This is a genomic window from Okeania sp. SIO2C2 (assembly GCF_010692625.1).
Lineage (GTDB): Bacteria > Cyanobacteriota > Cyanobacteriia > Cyanobacteriales > Microcoleaceae > Okeania > Okeania hirsuta.
The window spans coordinates 70,347-92,029 of the sequence record NZ_JAAHGM010000023.1; the positions used below are offsets into that span (position 1 = coordinate 70,347).

A 21,683-nucleotide genomic window follows, 5' to 3' on the forward strand; every position below is an offset into this window, starting at 1 on the left:
GTCGTAATTACTGGGGGACATGATTGAAGATTTGTATTCACTGGCAACTTGAGGATCTAGAACCTTGACTCCTGATTCCTAACTCCTGACTCCTGACTTCTGACTCCTGACTCCTACAGCAGTTTTGTGGTTTACTCAACTGAAAAGCGCTGTAAGTATCAGTCACTAATAATTTTGTATCCCTTACTAGATAGGTTGTTGAGAACTCAGCAACCTATTTTTTATATAGGACTACACAAATAGGTTATATCATATTCGGTTGAATACTTATAAATAACTGTTGTGAGGAGTCAGTCCTCAGGAGTCAGGAGGGAAAAAAGGAGAAAAAGAGCAAATATTGGAGAAAAGTAAAGATAATTTCAGTATTTCTTTGGTACTGTCGGTACTGTCAGTCATTAAATTTTATTTATAACTGATTATCCGCAATTCGTAGCTCCCCCGGAGGAGGAACATGATATTAGAACATTTATAAATGCTCAAACTCATTCAGATATTATATCATGTCCGGTTAAACAGTGATAAATAAATAACTACGGAGTCCTCAGGAGTCAGTCCTCAGGATTCAGGAGGAAAGAGGGAAGAAAGAAGAAGAACTGGAGTTGAAGGAGAAAGTTTTTTTATAACTAATTATCCGGACATGATATTACTTTTGACTTTTGACTTTTGACTTGCGCGTAGCGCTATAGCTTTTCTTAAAAAAAATAATCCTTTACCCTTGACACTTTGATGAAAGAATGAGTAGGATGGAAAAGCATCAATGATCGAGATTAAGTGCATAAAGAAAATCAGGTTAGTTGCACCCTTGTTTGGATTGAATTCCTACCTACTTGTGATACGGTGGCAGGAAAAAAAATTAGAATCTTGAATTAAAAGGGAAAAAATCTCCTTGAATTTACTTATTATTTGAATATAGCAGTCGAAGAAAAGGTTAGGGCAGTTCAAAAGCTTAAAACTTAGACAAAGCAACATTTTTCCTTCTTCCCTCTTCCTTCTTCCTTCAGCTATATCATTTAACAGCATCTAAGTGAAAACTACCAGAGTTTTCTAGTTGAAGTTGCTGAAATATTTATTGTCTATTGTCAATTCATCGGTAATTATCATTAATCGAACTCAGCAAAATTACAGAATAAATAATCATATTTTTTTCCTGTTTTTCAGGCTGAGATATGAAGAAGTGAAATGATAGTTAAAAGTCATTTTTACAAATGGATGTAATATCAATTGAATAAGCATTTAGTAATTTGTAATAATATCATGTCCGGTTGAACAGTGATAAATAAATAATTACGGAGTCCTCAGGAGTCAGTCCTCAGGAGTCAGGAGGGAAGAAAGAAGAAAGAAGAAGAAGAACTGGAGTTGAAGGAGAGAGTTTTCTTATCACTAATTATCCGGACATCATATAACATGAAAAAAAAATTGTTACAAATTACCTATAATTTGCTGCAAAATTGTAGAAAATTTGCCATATTTTTCAGTAGATTAACTGATGATTTACTGAGGAAATATTCAACTGGGATAATTAAGGTATTTCTCGATATTATTGCCATAATTAATTTGAATTTTAGGCAAAATTAACTAATCTAAATTAATCTTATTTTCCGGATGAGAAGCAATTAACAATGCTTAAACAAATAGTGAACAAAATACTAAATACTAAAAAGTAGAACAAACTATGGCTACAGTAACTAATCTTAATGATAGTGGAGCTGGTTCCCTAAGACAAGCAATTCTCGACGCTACCGCAGGTGAGACAATTAACTTCGACCCCAGTCTAGGTGGTCAAACTATCGCCCTAGCGAGCGAACTTCTCATTGATAAAAACCTCACCATTGATGGCGATGAAACCAACCCAGTCACAATAGATGCGGGAAATACCTCCCGTGTATTTAACATAGATGATGGCACTGCTTCCCAAGTTACAGTTAGCATTGATGGAGTAACCATTACAGGTGGAAACGCTTCCGGTACTGGCGCAGATGGTGGTGGTATCTTCAACGCCGAAAATCTTACACTCAGCAACAGTACTGTCACAGGCAACGTAGCTAATGAAGATGGCGGTGGTATTTTCAATAGTCTAGGTGCTACAGCTAATATTACCGACACCACTATTAGTAATAACCGAACAACTATTGGATATGCTGCTGGTGGTGGTATTTTCAACGGTGGTCAAGCAACTATCTCCAATAGCATCCTTTCTAACAACTTTGCCTTCGATACTGGTGGTGCTGTTTATACAATTGGTACAGGCGATACTACTATTGACAACAGTACCATTACTGGTAACACTGCTAATAACGATGCTGGTGGTGTTTTTGTCTATGGTGATACTACAATTACTGACACTACTATCAGTAATAACCTTGCTACCTCAGCTATTGCCGATGGTGGTGGTATTTCTGCCCACGGAAATGTAACTATTGAAAATAGCACTATTAATGGTAATAGTGCTGGAGATGACGGTGGTGGTCTCTACGTCAAAGATGATGTTTTTGGTAACCGCCCCACTGCTACTATTACCAACAGTACCATCAGTGGCAACACAGCAACCTCCGATGGTGGTGGTATTTTCAACTTTGGTGCTGCTGAAATTAACAACAGCACTATTACTTTGAATGAAGCTCCTGCTGGTCAGGGCAGCGGTATTGCTAGTTTTGGAAGTAGTCAGAGTACCTCAACAACAGTTACTTCTTCCATTGTCTCTGGTAACGTTAACAGTGATGTTGATATTGTAGGTGGCAGCGGTGACAATACTTTCACCAGTGGAGGTAACAACTTAATTGGTACAGGAAACGCAACTGGTAGTTTCAACGCTACAGGCGACCTCACTAATACTAATGCTGGTCTAGACCCCCTTGCTGACAATGGTGGTCCTACTCAAACCCATGCTTTACAAGCTGACAGTGCTGCTATTAATGCTGGCAGCAACCCTCTTGGTCTGACTACTGACCAACGGGGTACAGGTTTCCAGCGCGTTGTTAATGGTGTAGCTGATATTGGTGCTTTTGAGTTTGGCAACTCCACTCCGAGTCCGACTCCTACTCCTACCCCCACACCTGAACCCACCCCTACTCCTACCCCAGACCCAGACCCTACTACACCAACCCCAGATATTACTGGTACTGGCGGTGACGATGTAATAACCGGTGATGGTGACAATGAGATTATCGAGGGTTTAGGAGGAAATGATTTAATAGACGGTATGGGAGGTAACGATCAACTGTTTGGTAGTGCAGGTAATGATAACCTTCTCGGTGGTAGCGGTGACGATGTCCTCGACGGTGGTAACGGTGACGATCTCCTTGACGGTGAAGGCGGTGATGATAACCTTCTCGGTGGTAGCGGTGACGATAACCTTATCGGTGGTGGCGGTCGAGACCTCCTTGATGGTGGTGCTGGCCAAGATAACCTTATCGGTGATGGTGGTCGAGATACTCTCTTAGGTGGAGGCGATCGAGACATCCTCGATGGAGGTAACGGCCGAGACTCTCTCAATGGTGGAAATGGTCGAGATAACCTTATCGGTGGTGCTGGTGCAGATACTCTCTTAGGTGGTGCTGGTATAGACACCATGGACGGTGGTGACGGAGACGATCTCCTTGATGGTGGTCTAGGTGTTGATGAACTGACTGGTGGAGCTGGTGCTAATAGTTTCCTCTTACGTTCTGGCGATGGCAATGACTTAATTACAGACTATATTGATGGAACAGATAACTTCTTATTAGATGGTCTGACTTTCAATGACTTGAATACTGCTATTAGTACAAGTGGTACAGATACTATTCTCCGAGTGACTGCGACTGGAGAAAATTTAGCAACTTTGAGTAATGTTCTTCCTGCTGCTATTGATACTACTGATTTTGTCGTTATCTAACTTGAGATTAGCACTCTTTTTCAAAATCTAGTTAACTTTTAAAGCGATCGCTCCTCAACATAGAAGAGGCGATCGCTTTTTAGGTTATGCCAAAATAATTGCATCTAATTATCAATTAAATAATTTATTAGTTAGTTCAATGCAAAAGTCCATAACCAGCTCTATGAAGTAAAATTACCTATCTCGTGCACTCTTATTTAAGTATTTCCTGACCCTAAGAGTTTAAGCTTTTATTTACAAATCCCCGATTTACTAACTATTTAAAAATTTTGTATAAATCAATACTTAAAATTTAGCTATGATTTGTGAAATTATTAATAATAATTATCAAGAAATTCTTGATAAAGATTAGTTTCAATGTAAACTTTGTAGGTAGGGTTGAACAATCATTCGTCCGGGGAGAAGGCCAACACCAATGCGGAGTTTCTTCACCCTTTGCAGCTTATGGGCAGGATGAAGAAGAAAATCCAACAGATGTCTATTTTTTTTTGGTTGTGAGATACATTTCGCCCAACCTACAGTAAGACCGCTAATCCGAACTTGATATCATACCTAACGTCCAAAACCGATCGCCTTCTTTAAGGAGTTTAATCATGGTTGAGTTATCAACAACTACCTCTAATAAAAATCGTTCCAACCTACAAGCTTGGTATAGACCGACATTTTCTCCAGAGCAAGGAATTTTGCTAGTATTGGGTGGCTCCTTTATCACAGGGGCAGCTTTAGCTCAGGAATGGACAAACTCAACAACTTTAGCTTTGATCTGTGCTTTTTTCGCCTTGCAAGCAGAACATCCCTTAGTCGTGCAAATAAAACAGCGAAGTAGCTGGAAACCCCGCTTTCTAATTTGGGGTGGGTTATATGGAAGTATTGCGCTGGCGATCGCTGCATGGCTATATTTTCAATCTCCATGTTTGCTATGGATCTATTGCCTAGCAATAGCAGCTTTAGTTGCGGATAGTATTGCAGTGCTAAAGCAAAAACAAAAATCTATACTAAATGAATTAATTGGATTTACAGCTATCTGTCTATCAGCACCTTTAGCATATATAGCTACGACAGGCCATATTTCTTTAGCTGCTATGGCAATGTGGATCTTGAATACCTTATTTTTCAGCAGTGCTATATTTACACTCAAGTTGCGAAAAAAGAAAACCAGTTCTCCTGTACCTGGAATGATATATCATGGAACTGCAGTCCTAATTATACTGAGTCTTTACTGCTTCAACTGCTTAAATATAGCCACAGCTTTATCCTATACTGTGGCCTTAGTCAAGTTAGTAGCGATCGCCTTTAGATTAGATTGGTATCGCACAACAAAATTTTATTTTGTCGCAATATTTGAAACCCGTTTCGCCCTTATCTACATTGCTATTGCTGCCATAAGCGTTCTTCCTGCTCACCTACCTAATGCTTAATTTTTTGGTAGTGGTAAAGAAGTTAATGATAAGTATAGCTTTAAGCATTCAGCTTTAAGCATTCAGCTATCCTCCTGACGGAGGAACTGTGTTATCAGCTCAAGTCAAAACTTTGTAGGTAAAGAATTTTAATTTTATCAATGTCCTAACACTTTTTTGTAGTGCTATAATAGGAAACACGCCTAGTCACGGAATACTTCTAATGTCCTTTATCCTTACTATTTTAGGACTACTAATTTTTTTGATTGAAAAAATTAGAGTGAATTGACAATAGCAATCCTACCATATCTAGGATCGATATCAATTCCCATCACCTCAAAAGAGCTAAAATAACTACCATCAGGGGCAAAAATTGAGTAAGTTTTTGTTGTACCTGCTGGCAAGGATAAACATTGATTAAAAATTTCTTGCCTATACTCTAGAGGTAAAAAATTGTGTTCTCCAATTCTTAATGCTGCTTGATTATAAAAAGAAAATTGACCTTGGAAGTTAAGGATACCAGCAGGGGCTGGAAATTGTTCGCACCACCTCAAGGCCAAAAACCATTTAGCTTCTGAAAGTCTTTGATATTCTCGGTTTGGGTTAGGGTGTTGTAAGACTTTGTATCCCCCCTCACTGGCGAAAATTGTTCCACCTAAAAACCCAAACATTATGCCAATGGTATTACCCATGTTGAACTAGCTCCATCCATAATGTGAGAGATATAGCAGTCGAAGGAAAGGTTAGGACATATCAAAAGCTTAAAACTCAGACAACGCCAGATTTTTCTTTCTTCCTTGTTCCTTCTTGGTTCTGCTATATTGGCTGTTTTGACTTCTCCCGCAACTTCAGTACACGGGATTCTAATTACTGGTTTTGCAAAGGAATAGGATTATTATTCTGCTTGACCTCTATTTGCTGTCACTGGACTTATCTTCCCAAGCTTAAAACTCAGACAACGCCAGATTTTTCTTTCTTCCTTGTTCCTTGTTGCTTCTGCTATATTGGCTGTTTTGACTTCTCCGGCAACTTCAGTGCACGGGATCCTAATTACTGGTTTTGCAAAGGAATAGGATTATTATTCTGCTTGACCTCTATTTGCTGTCACTGGACTTATCTTCCCAGTAGGAGCAGTCAAATTACCCCCCTTATGCTCAAACATATTGGTATAGATACCAAATTTATTGCGCTGACTTGTTCCATCCTGTACTTCATTACAGATTTTTTTGTGTTTGACCATTCTGAGTACCTAAAGTTACTGCTCCATATTTTTTCCATTATCTGGCCAACTAATACTATATTGAGGAAAAAAGGTTACTAAATTAATCATTGCACCCCTTAAAGTCTCATCAGGTATCAATTTGCCTCGGCAAAAATACTTTGCTCTTTTTCATCACCCTGATCGAAATACGCTTGCTGTCAAAATCGCTTTTTGATCAGGCTAATTTCCATTAGCTATATAGCTGCTCCCTGGAGAATAACTCTTGATAATTCCTCAAAAGTTATACTCCATTTTGGAATCCTCCAGATTCATTAAGGAGCAATTTTTCTTTCTTGACCTGATTTAACTCAGGGACTTTTGACCTCACACTAAATACGGTTATAACTTATGTATGATAAGTTTTATTCCTTGATAAGTATCTTATCGGCTGTTCAACAGATATTCTATTATTTTCAGCATATATTTATGATTCATTGGAGGCCTTGTTTTTTAATTAATCTTTGTGTACTTACCAAAGCTTTATTTAACTCATAGCTACGTTGCTGGGGATTTTTCAGATAAGCTTGCTGTTCTTCTTCAATCATCTCTACATCTTGCTGCACTAATCCATCAAGTAGTTTTTGAGCTGAACCAAATAAACTATTTTTCACAAATCTTCTAAACCATTCTGGTAGTTTATGTAAACGCCAAAAGGCATGAAGTGATGTAAAGTGAATCAGATAAGCTTGGGTTTGTTTTTCATTAATAGGTAATAAAAGACAATAAATTTTAAAATCTTTGCCCAGGTTAGAAACCCAATTTGGATAGATATAACTAACATTTAATGGTTCGGGATGGAGTTGTCGCAAACTAGGAAATAATAATTGAGAGATAGACCAAATTTTATCGATTTTGTAATAACTTTGAGCCTGATAATAAGCATCTACTCGACTGTCATTTTCAGATAAATCTACTAATTTTGCTGCTGCCCATGCTTGCCAGTTTTGATGTAAATGTCCGTGGTACATATCCATCAAATTTTCCACTAAATAAGAATAGTGGGCTCGACATTTTATAACTGAGATGGTGGCTATATAGTTGAGGTGTTCCCACTCAGGTATTTCTAAAGGAGAAACTAAATTTATCTTTGATTTATCTCCAGGAAATAGCCAAATAAAACCATTTAACTCTTGTACTGGAAAAGTTCTAATTTGACAGCTAGGCAATTTTTGATTACTTGCTAAATAAGGTACATAAGAACATTTGCCACTTGACTTAAAGCGCCATCCATGATAAGCACATTCTAATTCATCGGCGATCGCGCGACCAGAACTAAGTTTGACAAAACGATGAGGACAAAGGTCTTCCAGAGCATGGACTTTTCCCTCTGAGTCCCGATAAAGGACAATTGATTGATGCCAAAGGGTAATGCTGAAAGGCTGACATTTTACCTCTACACTGCGGGCAACAGCATACCAGTGATTGTGATTAATTCCTAAGTTACGGATATCATGGAAAAAAGTTATTTGAGAAGAAGACATAGGGTTTAGAGATAATATTTAAGAATTAATAAATAAATCGGAGTAGTTTTGTAGGAAAATTTCACAATGATTAATATTTCAGGTTAACAAATTCTTGCCAAAATTTATGAAGGTAATAATTCAGTAGTTTATCGAGGTAGGTATGAGGAGAATAATCAACCTGTTGTACTTAAATTTAGCAAAGGAGATTTTCCTTGTGAAGCTGAGAATAATCGTTATCGAAAAGAGTATGAAATTCTTAGTTATTTGAATTTTTATGGAGTGATTAAAGTTTATGGATTAGAAAAGTATAATAATACTCTAGTGATGATTTTAGAGGATTTTGGCGGTGAATCTCTCAAAACATTAATTACATCACAAAAAATTACTATATTGGGCTTTTTGAATTTAGCGATTAAAATTGCTGAAAGTTTAGGTGAAATTCATAGTGCTAAGATTATTCACAAAGATATTAATCCATCTAATATAATTGTTAATTTCACGACAGGGGAATTAACAATTATAGATTTTAATATATCTTCTGTATTAACTCGTGACAGTTATAAACTCAAAAATCCAAGTATTTTAGAAGGTACTCTTCCTTATATATCTCCAGAGCAAACAGGTAGGATGAATTGCTCTTTAGATTATCGTACAGATTTTTATTCTCTTGGTGTTACTTTTTATGAATTATTAACTCAGCAGCTTCCTTTCACTAATACTGATGTGATGGAATTAGTTCATGCCCACATTGCTAAACAGCCAAAACCACCACATGAAATAAATCCAGAAGTACCACATATAATATCAAATATTGTCCTCAAATTACTGGCAAAAACTGCTGATGAAAGATATCAAAGTGCGTGGGGTTTAATTGCTGATTTAGATGAATGTTTAAATCAGCTACAAATGATAGAAACAATTGTAGAATTTCCTCTTGGTAGTCAAGATATTTCTGATAAATTTAAAATTCCATCAAAACTATATGGCAGACAATTAGAAATTGAAACATTAATAGCAGCATTTGAACGTGTTTGTAAAGGTAGCAAAGAAATGATGTTAGTAGCTGGTTATTCTGGCATAGGTAAATCAGCTTTAGTACAGGCTATTTCTCAACCTATTATCCGTCAAGGTGGGTATTTTATTTGTGGGAAATTTGACCAATTTCAACGAAGTATTCCATACTCAGCAATTGTGAGTGCTTTTTCTGAGTTAGTCAGAATTATTTTAAGTCAAAGTGAGGCTAAATTACATGAATGGCGAAATAAACTTTTAGCGGCTTTTGGTACAAATGGGCAAATTTTGATTGATGTAATTCCGGAATTAGAATTGATTGTTGGAACCCAACCAAAAATTCAAGAATTAGGACCAAATGAGGCTCAAAATCGTTTTAATATTGTCTTTCAAAATTTTATCGGTTTATTTTGTCAACCAGAACATCCTTTAGTTATATTTCTTGATGATTTACAGTGGGCAGATTCTGCTACGCTGAAGTTAATTAAATTAATGATGACAGATGTAGACACAAAGTATCTGTTTTTAATTGGAGCTTATCGAGATAATGAAATTAGTCCGACTCATCCTTTAGTAATGACTTTAAATGCTATTCGCACTCAATCTGAGAGTATGAATTATGCACAAATAAATCAGATAAATTTAACTCCTTTAAAATTTGAAAATATTAATCAATTAATTGCAGAGACATTATACAATGATCGAGTTTCAGTACAACCATTAGCAAAACTTGTAGAAAGTAAGACCGGAGGAAACCCATTTTTTGTTAATGAATTTATGAAGACTCTCTATCAAGAAAATTTGCTGAAATTTGATTCTGAACAGATTCGATGGGAGTGGAATATGGAACAAATTACAGCACTTGATATTACTGATAATGTAGTGGAGTTAATGATTGGAAAACTGGAAAAATTACCGACCTTAACTCAGAAAGTTTTAAGTTTGGTTGCTTGTGTAGGTAACCAGTTTGATTTGAATACCCTTTCGTTAATTTATGAAAAAGAATCTTATGCAACTTTTCAAGATTTATTACCTGCTATTCAGGAAGGATTAATTCTGCCTGCTTCAGAAACAGAAGCTAAAAATGTAGAATTGAATTTATATCCATTTTTAATTCTGAATTATAAGTTTTTACATGATAGAGTGCAACAAGCAGCTTACACTTTCATAGATGAATCTCAAAAACAAGCTTTACATCTAAGAATTGGTCGTTTATTCTTGGAAAATACTCCTCCAGAATATCGTAGCGAAAGAGTTTTTGATTTAGTAGATCATTTGAATATAGGCAGAACTTTAATTACAGATGAATCCGAAAAAATTGAACTAGCAAAACTAAATTTAGAAGCAGGTAAAAAAGCTAAAGATGCCACAGCTTATGTAGCTGCTAAAGAATATATTACAGCAGGTATATCTCTATTAGACCGGGATTGTTGGACTCAATACTATGATTTAACTTTTGCTTTATATAAAGAAGGGGCAATAGTAGAATATTTAAACAGTAATTTTTCAGAAAGTGAAGCTTTAATCCAATTAACATTAGAGCATTCAAATTCAGTTATTGAGAAAACAGAAGTTTATAATTTATTGGTTGTTCAATATACTTTACGTGCTCAGTACACACAAGCAATTGCAGCAGCTAAAAAGGCTCTAGGATTACTAGAAATAGAACTGCCAGAAACAGATTTACAGACAGTAATTAATCAGGAATTTACTAAAGTAAAAGAGAATTTAGGCACTCAAGAAATTGCTAGTCTGATTTATGAAACAAAAAGCGAGAAATCAAAATATAAAGTAGCTTTAGCCTTAATTACAAATTTGATGGCATCTACCTATTTAACTTCACCAGAATTATGGACAGTAATTGTGCTGAAAGGTGTCAATATTTCCTTAAAATATGGTTCAGTTGCTGAGTCATGTCTTTGTTATTGTAATTATGGAGTAATTCTTAATAGTTCTTTAGGAGATTATCACTCCGCATATCAGTTTGGTCTCTTGGCACTAAAATTAACTGATAAGTGGGAAATTTCAGGATTAAAATGTAAAGCTTGTGCTGGATTTGCGAATGGATTAAGTTTTTGGTTTAAGCACATCAAAGAATCTAATTTAATTAATAATGAAGGGTATGGAGCTGCTTTAGAATCAGGGGATTTAGAATATGCTGGTTATCTTCTACATAACACAGCCATTAATTCATTATTTCAAGGCAGACAAATCTCAGAAATATGGAAAGAAGTTTCTCGCTATTTACAATTTACTCAAAAAACAAAAAATCAACTTTCGACAGATACTTTAATCGGAATTAAAAATATTATAGAAAACTTGCAGTCGCAAACAAAAAACATGGATATAAACTCTTTACAAGACGAAAAGATTGACTTTGATATTGACAAAATAAACGAAACAGAATACTTGGAAAGTTGTCAACAGCATCAAAATTTTTACTCTCTATGTATGTATCTAATTAATAAGTCTTATATTCTCTATTTATATAGAGATTTAGATGCTGCACTGCATAGCATCTTAGAAGCTAAAAAATATTTGACATTTATTACAGGTACAGTACCTACTACAGAATTTAATTTTTATTATTCACTAATTTTAGTTGTCCTCTATCCTCATGTTTCAGAAACTAAGCAAACAGAATATTGGAAACAACTAGAAAAAAATCAACAGCAGATGAAAATTTGGGCAGATAACTGCCAAGAAAACTTTGAACATAAATATTTATTAATAGAAGCAGAAAAGGCAAGTATTGATGGAAAAAATGCAGAAGCTATAGACCTATATAATCAGGCTATAGAATCAGCAAAGAAAAATGAATTTATCCAATATGAAGCATTAGGAAATGAATTAGCAGCAAAATATTGGCTAAATAAAAATAAATTTAAGTATGCCAAAATTCATTTACAAGAAGCTTACTATGGTTATCAAAATTGGGGCGCAACTAGAAAGCTACAAGATTTAGAGAATCAATATCCAGAATTGCAAAATATATTAACAGTTAAAGACCGCATAATTGATACTCAAACTACAGCAATTTCTCATGACACGACCAACCATGGCCAATCCCTAGATTTAGCCACAGTTATTAAAGCATCCCAAGCAATTTCTAGTGAGATTGTATTAGATAGATTACTATCTAAATTAATGAAAATTCTCATCGAAAATGCTGGAGCTGAAAAAGGCGTTTTGTTGTTGCTCACAGAAGATAAACTAATGACTAAAGCTGAAGCAACATTAGATTCTGAAGAAGTGGTAGTTCAGGAAACTAAAATTAATGAATATGAAAATTTACCACTAACAATAATTAACTATGTAGAAAGAACACATCAAGATGTTGTTTTAAGCAATGCTTTTGCTGAAGATCGGTTCACAACAGACTCTTATGTTAGTCAAACTAAACTTAAATCAGTTTTATGTACTCCAATTATTAATACTGGCAAGCTCATCGGAGTTTTGTACTTGGAAAATAACTTAATTACAGGTGCATTTACTCCAGAACGTTTGGAAATATTAAGGCTTTTATCATCTCAAGTAGCAGTATCTTTAGAAAATGCAATCTTATATACTTTTGTAGAGCAAAAAGTACAAGAAAGAACTCGGGAATTAAATGAAAAAAATCTACGACTAGAGCAAACATTACAACAGTTGCAACGTACTCAATCTCAACTCATTCAAAGTGAAAAAATGTCCAGCTTAGGACAATTAGTGGCAGGAGTTGCCCACGAAATTAATAATCCTATTGGCTTTATTTATGGAAACCTTTCTCCCGCTACTGAATATGTTTCTGATTTACTAAATTTGATTGATTTATACCAAGAACACTATCCTGAACCAGTAGAAGAAATTCAAGATGAAATTGAGGATATCGAATTGGAATTTATCGTAGAAGATTTACAGAAACTTTTGAATTCCATGAAAGTAGGTGCCGAACGTATTCGAGATATTGTCATTTCTCTCCGTAACTTTTCGCGCCTAGATGAAGCGGAAATGAAACCTGTAAATATCCATGAAGGTATCGATAGTACATTTCTAATTTTACATACTCGTATTAAGGAAAAGTCAGATAAACGTGAAGTTGAAATAGTCAGAAACTATAGTCAGTTACCACAAGTTATTTGTTATGTTTCTCAAATGAATCAGGTGTTTATGAATTTATTCAGTAATGCCATAGATGCTTTAGCATTTTTGCGAGATAAACAACAGGAATTTGACCATAAACCCACCATTACAGTTTCTACTGAAGTGACAGAGTCAAACACAGTAAAAATCAAAATTTGTGATAATGGGAGTGGCATTAATTCTGAGACATTATCCAAGATTTTTGACCCATTTTTTACTACTAAACCAGTGGGTACTGGTACAGGTTTAGGATTATCAATTAGCTATTCAATTGTCGTAGAAAAACATCAGGGTAATTTGAGTTGTGTTTCTGAAGTTGGAAAAGGTACAGAGTTCATAATTGAAATTCCTATTACACCAGTTAGTGGTAATTATAGTTAGAAGTCAGGAGTCAGGAGTCAGGAGTTAGGGGTTAGAAGTCAGTTCTCAGCTTTTTAATGAATGAAGCAAGCATTAGACATCTCCAAAAATTCTCAAGCACTCACTACAACTATCTTTTGGGGAGCGATTGCCATCTCCTCAAGATAGTCATTCTTTACCTAATTTACAGTATTAGAGATAGCTACTGTTAATTATCGACCATTCTTATACTTTTTTTATTGCTTTTATTTTATACATAAATTATGAATTATGCTAGGATTAATTATCCTATTATTAGTATAACTAAACTACATATTGTTAATGTTACCTCTTCATAATTAAAATAATTTAATTTGAATCTTTCTCGTGCCCCTCCTTGATATCCTTTATCTCCTTGATTTTTTTGTTCTTTAAATCAATTGTAGCGTTTTAGTTATTATATTTTAGGCGTTGCTGATTCTGGGTATGATTTTGCCCCCCTAACCCCCCAAAATTGGGGGGAATAAAACTCTAAAATCCCCTAAAATTAGGGATTTAGGAGGCTTGACCAGAACCAAACAATTGCGCATTCATACTTCAATTCAGCAACGCCATATTTTAGATAAACTCAGGATTTAGTGATCGCCTCTCCCTATTGATTTAGTCACAAATCAGAAGATAAGATTAGGATAGTTTCGCTATTTACTCTATGAGCATAATTATTTTTGGTAGCATTAACATTGATTTAATTACAACTACTCCTCGCTTACCAACTTCAGGAGAAACTATTAATGGCAACAACTTTTTGACGGCGGGTGGTGGTAAAGGAGCAAATCAAGCTGTTGCTGCTGCTCGTCTTGACATTCCCACAAAAATAGTGGGGCGAGTGGGAAATGATAGTTTTGGGCAACAACTTTTGGCAAGTTTGCAAGGTGCTAATGTTGACACAACAGGAATAGTAGTTGATGAGAATATTCATACGGGGGTGGCAACTATTGCTGTGGATGCTCGTGGGGAAAATAGTATTATTGTAGTTCCAGGTGCTAACCATAGTATTAATAATATAGATGTGGAACGCCTGAGAAATTTGCTATCGGATGCCACAGCTTTACTTTTGCAATTAGAAATACCCCTAGAATTTGCTATGAGTGCAGCAAAAGTAGCTCAAAAAATGGGAGTGAAGGTTATTCTCGATCCAGCACCAATGCCAGGAAAATTTCCTCATGATTTTTATGGTTTGATTGATATTATTACTCCTAATGAAATTGAAGCAAGTCAACTGGTTGGGTTTTCAGTAAACGATCGAGAAACTGCTACTCAGGCAGCTATTGAATTATTTAAGCGTGGTGTGAAAAATGCTGTGGTAAAAATAGGCGATCGGGGAGTTGTTTGTGCAACTGAAGAGGAAACATTTTTTCAACCTGCTTTTGTAGTAGAAGCGATCGATACTGTGGCGGCGGGTGATGCTTTTAATGGTGGTTTAGCAGCCGCATTGGATACAGGTTTGTCATTAAAAGATGCTGTGAAATGGGGTGCTGTTGCTGGTGCTTTATGTGTTACGAAATCAGGCGCTCAACCTGCTATGACAGATAGAAAAACATTTGACAATTTTCTTTTAAGAAGGCAGTAGTTGTTCAAAGTAGGTTGGGTAGAACGAAGTGTTAGCGGAGCTTATCTGAAAGATAAACCCAACTCCCTGATATGTTGGGTTTATCCTGCGGATAAGCTCCGTTATACCTCTTAATCCGTATATCCGTGGCATAATCCGTGTGAGCACCAAGGGCCCACCTACAAATACTCATTAATATCCTCGTAGCTCTTTGAGTTGCTCTAGAGAGTTTTGATACCACTCTTGATCTCCTTGTTGTTTGAATAAGTCGGCAGCTTTTTCAAAGTCTGATGTGGCTTTTCCAATATTCTTGTTACGCTTGTAAACCAGACCCCGGTTATGGTAGGCATCAGCAAATTTTGGATTGATTTTAATTGCTTGACTATAGTCAGCGAGCGCCTTTTCATGTTCTCCCTGTTCCTCGTAAAAAGCACCCCGGTTATGGTAGGCATCAGCAAATTTTGGATTGATTTTAATTGCTTGACTATAGTCAGCGAGCGCCTTTTCATATTTTCTCTGTTTCTTGTAAGCAGTACCCCTGTTACAGTAAGCAATGGCAAATTGTTGTAGGAGGTCTTAAGTTGCTTGATGAGACATAGACGATTAAATCTTCTGGTGTCTTTTCCCTGGAATGTTATGCTCACATGAGTCTCTTGCAACTTGTTAATAATTTGGTATCGGTTGTCTAGAAGTTGCTTTGTGGCCATTGGTATTTTGGGTTGATTAGAGGATAACTTGATTAAGGTAAAATTGAATCATTCAATTGAGTGTCATTTACCAATTGATAATTGATAATTAATCCCTAGAGGTTAAAAGCAACTCCAGTGAAGGATAAAAAATAAATAAGATTTCCACATTTGCTTCAATCCGATGGTTTTAACTAGAGGTAATTATCAATTATCCATTATCCATTAATGAATTCTTCCTTATAAATCTCAAATTTTGAGAATACCCTCTGGGTTTACTGATAGTAATTTTCGCTTTTGTAAACCCTCTCGCTCAAGAATTTCATTTGCTGCTAATAACCCACTACTAATAGCTCTTTCCATTAAACCACAGGGAAATGGCATTTTTACCCAATCTCCAGCAAATATCAAATTATCAACACCACTGTTAGTTTCTGGACGTTCTTGATAACTACCTGGAGGATAACCGGAAAAATTTTTCTGGTTTACCAATTCCCGATGCAGCATATTAGCATCTTTTAATTCAGGCACAATTTCATACAATTCCTGTTCAAAAGTTGTCAGTAAATTTTCCTGAGTAGGAAACTCTTTTTCTTTGTAACAATAAGCGTGTAACTCTACTACACTACCCCCTGTTTTTTCATGCCATTTAATGAATTGTTCTTGAATGCAATGATAGAGAGTAATACTATCAGTTAATTGATAGCCGGATAGAGAAGTAAAATTACTATTTTTCCACTCAAAGTCTTGGTCAAACCAAAAACGACAGACAGCAAATGGATCGGCTATATTAAGTTTTTGTACTCGGTCTTTTACTTTTTGATTGACATCTCCCTCCATCACATTAAATAAGTGTTTAACTCCTGGAACATCCGTAGCAAATACATAATAATCTGCCTGAATTTCTGTAGAAATAATCTCTGATTTATTTTCTGTTATACCAACTAACTGCACCTGATTTTCTCGACTTTGAGTAATTTTGTAGCGCGATAAATTTCGTTTTGCAGGACCTGTTAAGACTTTTCCTTTACTATCATAAACTGCTCCGTGACAAGGACAGTAAAATTTGTCATCTTCAGCTAAATTAACAGTACAACCTTGATGAGTACAAGTCAGAGAAATAGCCTCATCTGAACCAGGTTTAATAGCAAAAAGGCGATCGCTCGAACCAAAATAATCAACATCCTGTTTATTTATTTCTAAATTACGTTCTACCCAAAAAGGAATTACACTTTTAGCCTCTCCTAACTGATAGCTAATAGAATCAACTTTACCTTGTTTCCAATTAATTTTACTAATACCAATATCCGTAAAAATTTTGCCTCTATTACTTTGAATTTCTTGAGCAATAGGTTGTACTAAACTTGTACCCATATCTTGCTTTGTACCATTAAAAGCTAAACCTTCTGGATTACCAAAAAAATAGAAGTGAAAAAACTGCATTAACTCTGCAACACTCAATTTATCTGGAGCATTAAGACTTGATTTTGCAAAAGGTAAAAAATATAAATCATATAATCCTTGAGGAAAATCTTTATCTACCCATTTAGCTACAGACAAATTGTCAAGTTGCTGATAAGTTTTATCTACTTGAAAACCACCTATCGCCCCAAAAACTTCCCAATGTTTAGGCTTTACTAAATTAATTCCCCATCTAAATCTATTAGGAGAAGAAATTGCTAAATCAACAATATTCCAAGGAAAGGCAGAACTGCTAGGACGAAATATTTCTGGGTCATATTTCCCTTCTCTAAAAACCACTGAATAAAACTCTAAAGACTTAAAATTATCCGTAATATTCAGCTCTGAAACTAAACTTTTGAGATTGTAATATTGAGGGAAAAAACCATGAAAACCATGCTCCATCATAAATTTTTCTTCCCTAAAATTAACAGACCAACTAGCAATTTTTCCTCCTAGTTGTGGTGACTTTTCTAACAAAATAACCCTAAAACCTCGCTGACTAAGTTCATAAGCACAAGCTAATCCTGCTAATCCACCACCAACTACTACCACACTTTTAGATTTGTTTAAATATCGTGGTAATTCCAGATTATCTTGTACAAAAATTGTTGGTTGTGGTTTGGAAAATCTAGTATAACCCAGTAAACCAGTGGCAGTACCAATGGTAAATAATTTGAGTATTGTTCGTCGCGAAACTGATTGTAATGACTTGAGATTATTGAATTGATTCATCAGCAATTAATTGATTACTGTTTTAAATTTTATTTGGCCGTTTATTGCTTCAATATATTGTAATTTACTCCATAATATTTGCGTATGAAAATATAGAATGCTTAAGCTTTTCTCAAGTTTTTGGATAACAAAGGATTGGAGAATATCGTCTGAATAGATGGGTGCATCTCAATGCAAGAATAAAGCCAAAAATTTATCGCTTTTAGCCAACAGGCAATAGGCAACAGGGAATAGGGAATATATAGGAAAAAAAAGGTAAGCATTTCCTGCGGAATGCGGAGCAAACAGCTATTAGAGGTTAGATATTCTTAGGTCATGCTGCGCAAACAGCTTTTTAATGAATGAAGCAAGCATTCGTTTAATTTCTACTACATTCTCAACTAGAGATTCGTATTCTGAAGCTTTGATAAAATTGCTTTTTTCTCCTTTAAAGGTAATAAAGTTGATAGCTGATAGCTGATAGCTGATAGCTGAATTCTTACAAAAAAAGTATTTTTGCAAGTACGAGATTTACCCCAATAGAGGTCTCTAGAAAAGAGTGAGTAGGGAGTAGGGAGTAGAGGGAAATAATTGGGAATTTATCAAAATAACATGGGTCTAAAACCCCGCCTTTTAAGGCGCAATATTTTTGGAGCGTTGCTCTAATCCCCCTTACAAAAATAAGCTCTGACTTCTGACTTCTGATTTTGTTAATGGAGATGTCTAATATAGCAATTACCATGCTGATGAGTTCAATAATTTAGAATTAAGAATTTAGAATTAAGAATTTAGAATTACCTCTCATTGAGAAGAAGAGAATTGGGTTAAAAGGATTTTTTTTCTTTTTTATCAATGAATGGAGAGGTTTTTTACCTTAATTTTTCGGTAAAAGTTAGTTGTTTTGAGGGAACAGATAACAGGGAATAAAAAGCGGTTTCTAATAAATAGCGAACTTAGCGAAGTCACAAGTCATAACTCAGAAGTCATAAGTTATTTTTGTCAGGGGGATTTGAATCCCAATCCAAAAATATTTCGCCTTAAAAAGCGAGGTTTTATATCATGTCTAGATAATTAGTGATGAAAAAACTTATGATCAGTGCTTCAGATGTAAATCTTTCTACTTCCCCTACTCCCCTACTCCCCTACTATTTTTAAGGGGATAAAAAGCGGTTTCTAATAAATAGCAAACTTAACGAAGTCACAAGTCAGAAGTTATTTTTGTCAGGGGGATTTGAATCCCAATCCAAAAATATTTCGCCTTAAAAAGCGAGGTTTTATATCATGTCTAGATAATTAATGATGAAAAAACTTATGATCAGTGCTTCAGATGTAAATCTTTCTACTTCCCCTACTCCCCTACTTCCCTACTCCCCTGCTATTTTTAAGGGGATAAAAAGCGGTTTCTAATAAATAGCGAACTTAGCGAAGTCACAAGTCATAACTCAGAAGTCATAAGTTATTTTTGTCAGGGAGATTTGAGTTCCAATCCAAAAATATTTCGCCTTAAAAAACGAGGTTTTATATCATGTCTAGATAATTAATGATGAAAAAACTTATGATCAGTGCTTCAGATGTAAATCTTTCTACTTCCCCTACTCCCCTACTCCCCTACTCCCCTACTATTTTTAAGGGGATAAAAAGCGGTTTCTAATAAATAGCAAACTTAACGAAGTCAGAAGTCAGAAGTTATTTTTGTCAGGGGGATTTGAATCCCAATCCAAAAATATTTCGCCTTAAAAAGCGAGGTTTTATATCATGTCTAGATAATTAATGATGAAAAAACTTATGATCAGTGCTTCAGATGTAAATCTTTCTACTTCCCCTACTCCCCTACTCCCCTACTCCCCTGCTATTTTTAAGGGGATAAAAAGCGGTTTCTAATAAATAGCGAACTTAGCGAAGTCACAAGTCATAACTCAGAAGTCATCAGTTATTTTTGTCAGGGAGATTTGAGTTCCAATCCAAAAATATTTCGCCTTAAAAAGCAAGGTTTTATATCATGTCTAGATAATTAGTGATGAAAAAACTTATGATGAGTGCTTCAGATGTAAATCTTTCTACTTCCCCCACTCCCCTACTTCCCTACTCCCCTGCTATTTTTAAGGGGATAAAAAGCGGTTTCTAATAAATAGCGAACTTAGCGAAGTCACAAGTCATAACTCACAAGTCATAAGTTATTTTTGTCAGGGAGATTTGAGTCCCAATCCAAAAATATTTCGCCTTAAAAAACGAGGTTTTATATCATGTCTAGATAATTAGTGATGAAAAAACTTATGATGAGTGCTTCAGATGTAAATCTTTCTACTTCCCCTACTCCCTTACTCCCCTACTATTTTTAAGGGGATAAAAAGCGGTTTCTAATAAATAGCGAACTTAGCGAAGTCACAAGTCATAACTCACAAGTCATAAGTTATTTTTGTCAGGGAGATTTGAGTTCCAATCCAAAAATATTTCGCCTTAAAAAACGAGGTTTTATATCATGTCTAGATAATTAGTGATGAAAAAACTTATGATGAATGCTTCAGATGTAAATCTTTCTACTTTCCCTACTCCCCTACTATTTTTAAGGGGATAAAAAGCGGTTTCTAATAAATAGCGAACTTAGCGAAGTCACAAGTCATAACTCACAAGTCATAAGTTATTTTTGTCAGGGAGATTTGAGTTCCAATCCAAAAATATTTCGCCTTAAAAAACGAGGTTTTATATCATGTCTAGATAATTAGTGATGAAAAAACTTATGATGAATGCTTCAGATGTAAATCTTTCTACTTTCCCTACTCCCCTACTCCCCCACTCCCCTACTCCCCTACCATCTTAATTATTGGGATTATTCCTGTTCTCTACTAGACAAAGATAAATAGCAATTATATCTAAAGGTAGAACTTTCTGACAAGCGATCGCTAACTTTTCGCTACAATATTACAATAGCAATTGTATATACAAATTCCATCGGTGTAGTTACTAACTTATACCAATTCACTTAAAAAAATTCACAAATAGATAGTTGGTAACTGATGAAGTCAAATAATAAGCTGAAACTACTGTAGAGTATAGGTTTTAAGTTCCATTAATATCACTTCTGACTTCTGACTTTAGTGAAACAGTATTAGTTGCTGTCCTTAAATCTAGCGAAAGAAGGAGTTAATTATAAAAAAAAGTTAAATACTTGACTAAGTTTGAATTAAAGCTATAATGTTTCAGGATTAAATTTGCTTTTTACTTATAGACAGAATAAAAATAGTATAAAATATTTCTATACTGTTAATGTCTACAAATTATTTATTAAGTATTTAAGCAAGTTTAATATACACTAACTAAGAAAAATTGAGTGGAGCTATACATAATGACAGATGTAATCATAAATCATGCTCAAAAATTTGGATTTTTTTGTAATTATGATTTACTCGGTTTTTGGCAGATAGTATCTCATCCCAGAACACCTGTATGGAAACTACGTCAGCAGAAAGAAGACTGGTTACTATTAATCTCAGATGAACCTCATCTAATATTATTACCAGAAGAAGTTATTGCTTTTTTAAGATGGCGTTGGTCAACCAAGAAAAAATAATGGCGTTGCTCAATAGCGTGTATGATATTAGTCTTAATTACTTAGTCCTCAGTCCTCAGTCCTCAGGAGTCAGTAGGGAAGAAAGAAGAAGTTAAAGAGGGGTAGAAGGAGAAAGTTTTTTGTTTGCTGGCGCAAAACTGCATTAACGCGGAGCGCGGAACGGTGTTCTATCGCGCTCTTA

11 protein-coding genes are annotated in these 21,683 nt (G+C 35.2%); 5 read left to right on the plus strand and 6 right to left on the minus strand.

Going from position 1 to position 21,683, the window contains the following annotated elements:
* Positions 1-37 precede the first annotated feature (37 nt).
* Complete coding sequence (locus F6K18_RS19425; protein WP_287523035.1) at positions 38-166, minus strand: hypothetical protein; 129 nt, start codon at positions 164-166, stop codon at positions 38-40.
* A 1,506-nt stretch (positions 167-1,672) separates the two neighbouring features.
* Between F6K18_RS19425 and F6K18_RS19430 the strand changes: the two genes are divergently transcribed.
* Both F6K18_RS19430 and F6K18_RS19435 read left to right on the plus strand, forming a co-directional pair.
* A complete protein-coding gene (locus F6K18_RS19430) occupies positions 1,673-3,871 on the plus strand; it encodes a calcium-binding protein (protein WP_287523038.1) in 2,199 nt (732 codons plus the stop codon).
* Positions 3,872-4,464: 593 nt separating this feature from the next.
* Positions 4,465-5,289, plus strand: coding sequence for a YwiC-like family protein (locus tag F6K18_RS19435; RefSeq protein WP_287523041.1), 825 nt, complete (start codon positions 4,465-4,467; stop codon positions 5,287-5,289).
* A gap of 254 nt (positions 5,290-5,543) precedes the next feature.
* On the opposite strand, the gene F6K18_RS19440 is transcribed toward F6K18_RS19435, so the two are convergent.
* The 3 genes from F6K18_RS19440 to F6K18_RS19450 all read right to left on the minus strand — a co-directional run bounded on the left by F6K18_RS19440 (position 5,544) and on the right by F6K18_RS19450 (position 8,010).
* The gene (locus tag F6K18_RS19440; protein WP_124147236.1) at positions 5,544-5,960 is read right to left on the minus strand and encodes a hypothetical protein; all 417 of its coding nucleotides are present in this window, start codon (positions 5,958-5,960) and stop codon (positions 5,544-5,546) included.
* 386 nt (positions 5,961-6,346) lie between these two features.
* A complete protein-coding gene (locus F6K18_RS19445) occupies positions 6,347-6,508 on the minus strand; it encodes a hypothetical protein (protein ID WP_287523044.1) in 162 nt (53 codons plus the stop codon).
* A gap of 452 nt (positions 6,509-6,960) precedes the next feature.
* Positions 6,961-8,010, minus strand: coding sequence for an aromatic ring-hydroxylating dioxygenase subunit alpha (locus F6K18_RS19450; RefSeq protein WP_287523046.1), 1,050 nt, complete (start codon positions 8,008-8,010; stop codon positions 6,961-6,963).
* A 102-nt stretch (positions 8,011-8,112) separates the two neighbouring features.
* Here F6K18_RS19450 and F6K18_RS19455 point away from each other — a divergent pair, with 102 nt between their 5' ends.
* Positions 8,113-13,506, plus strand: a complete 5,394-nt coding sequence (locus tag F6K18_RS19455; RefSeq protein WP_287523069.1) for an ATP-binding sensor histidine kinase — start codon at positions 8,113-8,115, stop codon at positions 13,504-13,506.
* Between the two features lie 667 nt (positions 13,507-14,173).
* Positions 14,174-15,094 carry a ribokinase gene (rbsK, locus tag F6K18_RS19460; protein WP_287523047.1) on the plus strand — a complete coding sequence of 307 codons (921 nt, stop codon included), beginning with the start codon at positions 14,174-14,176 and terminating at the stop codon, positions 15,092-15,094.
* Between the two features lie 171 nt (positions 15,095-15,265).
* On the opposite strand, the gene F6K18_RS36715 is transcribed toward rbsK, so the two are convergent.
* Both F6K18_RS36715 and F6K18_RS19465 read right to left on the minus strand, forming a co-directional pair.
* Positions 15,266-15,628, minus strand: coding sequence for a tetratricopeptide repeat protein (locus tag F6K18_RS36715; RefSeq protein WP_353735120.1), 363 nt, complete (start codon positions 15,626-15,628; stop codon positions 15,266-15,268).
* 380 nt (positions 15,629-16,008) lie between these two features.
* On the minus strand, positions 16,009-17,955 hold the full coding sequence (locus tag F6K18_RS19465) for an FAD-dependent oxidoreductase (RefSeq protein WP_287523049.1): 1,947 nt from the start codon (positions 17,953-17,955) through the stop codon (positions 16,009-16,011).
* Between the two features lie 3,322 nt (positions 17,956-21,277).
* On the opposite strand from F6K18_RS19465, the gene F6K18_RS19470 reads away from it, so the two are divergent.
* Positions 21,278-21,502, plus strand: coding sequence for a hypothetical protein (locus F6K18_RS19470; protein ID WP_287523051.1), 225 nt, complete (start codon positions 21,278-21,280; stop codon positions 21,500-21,502).
* The last annotated feature ends 181 nt before the right edge of the window (positions 21,503-21,683 follow it).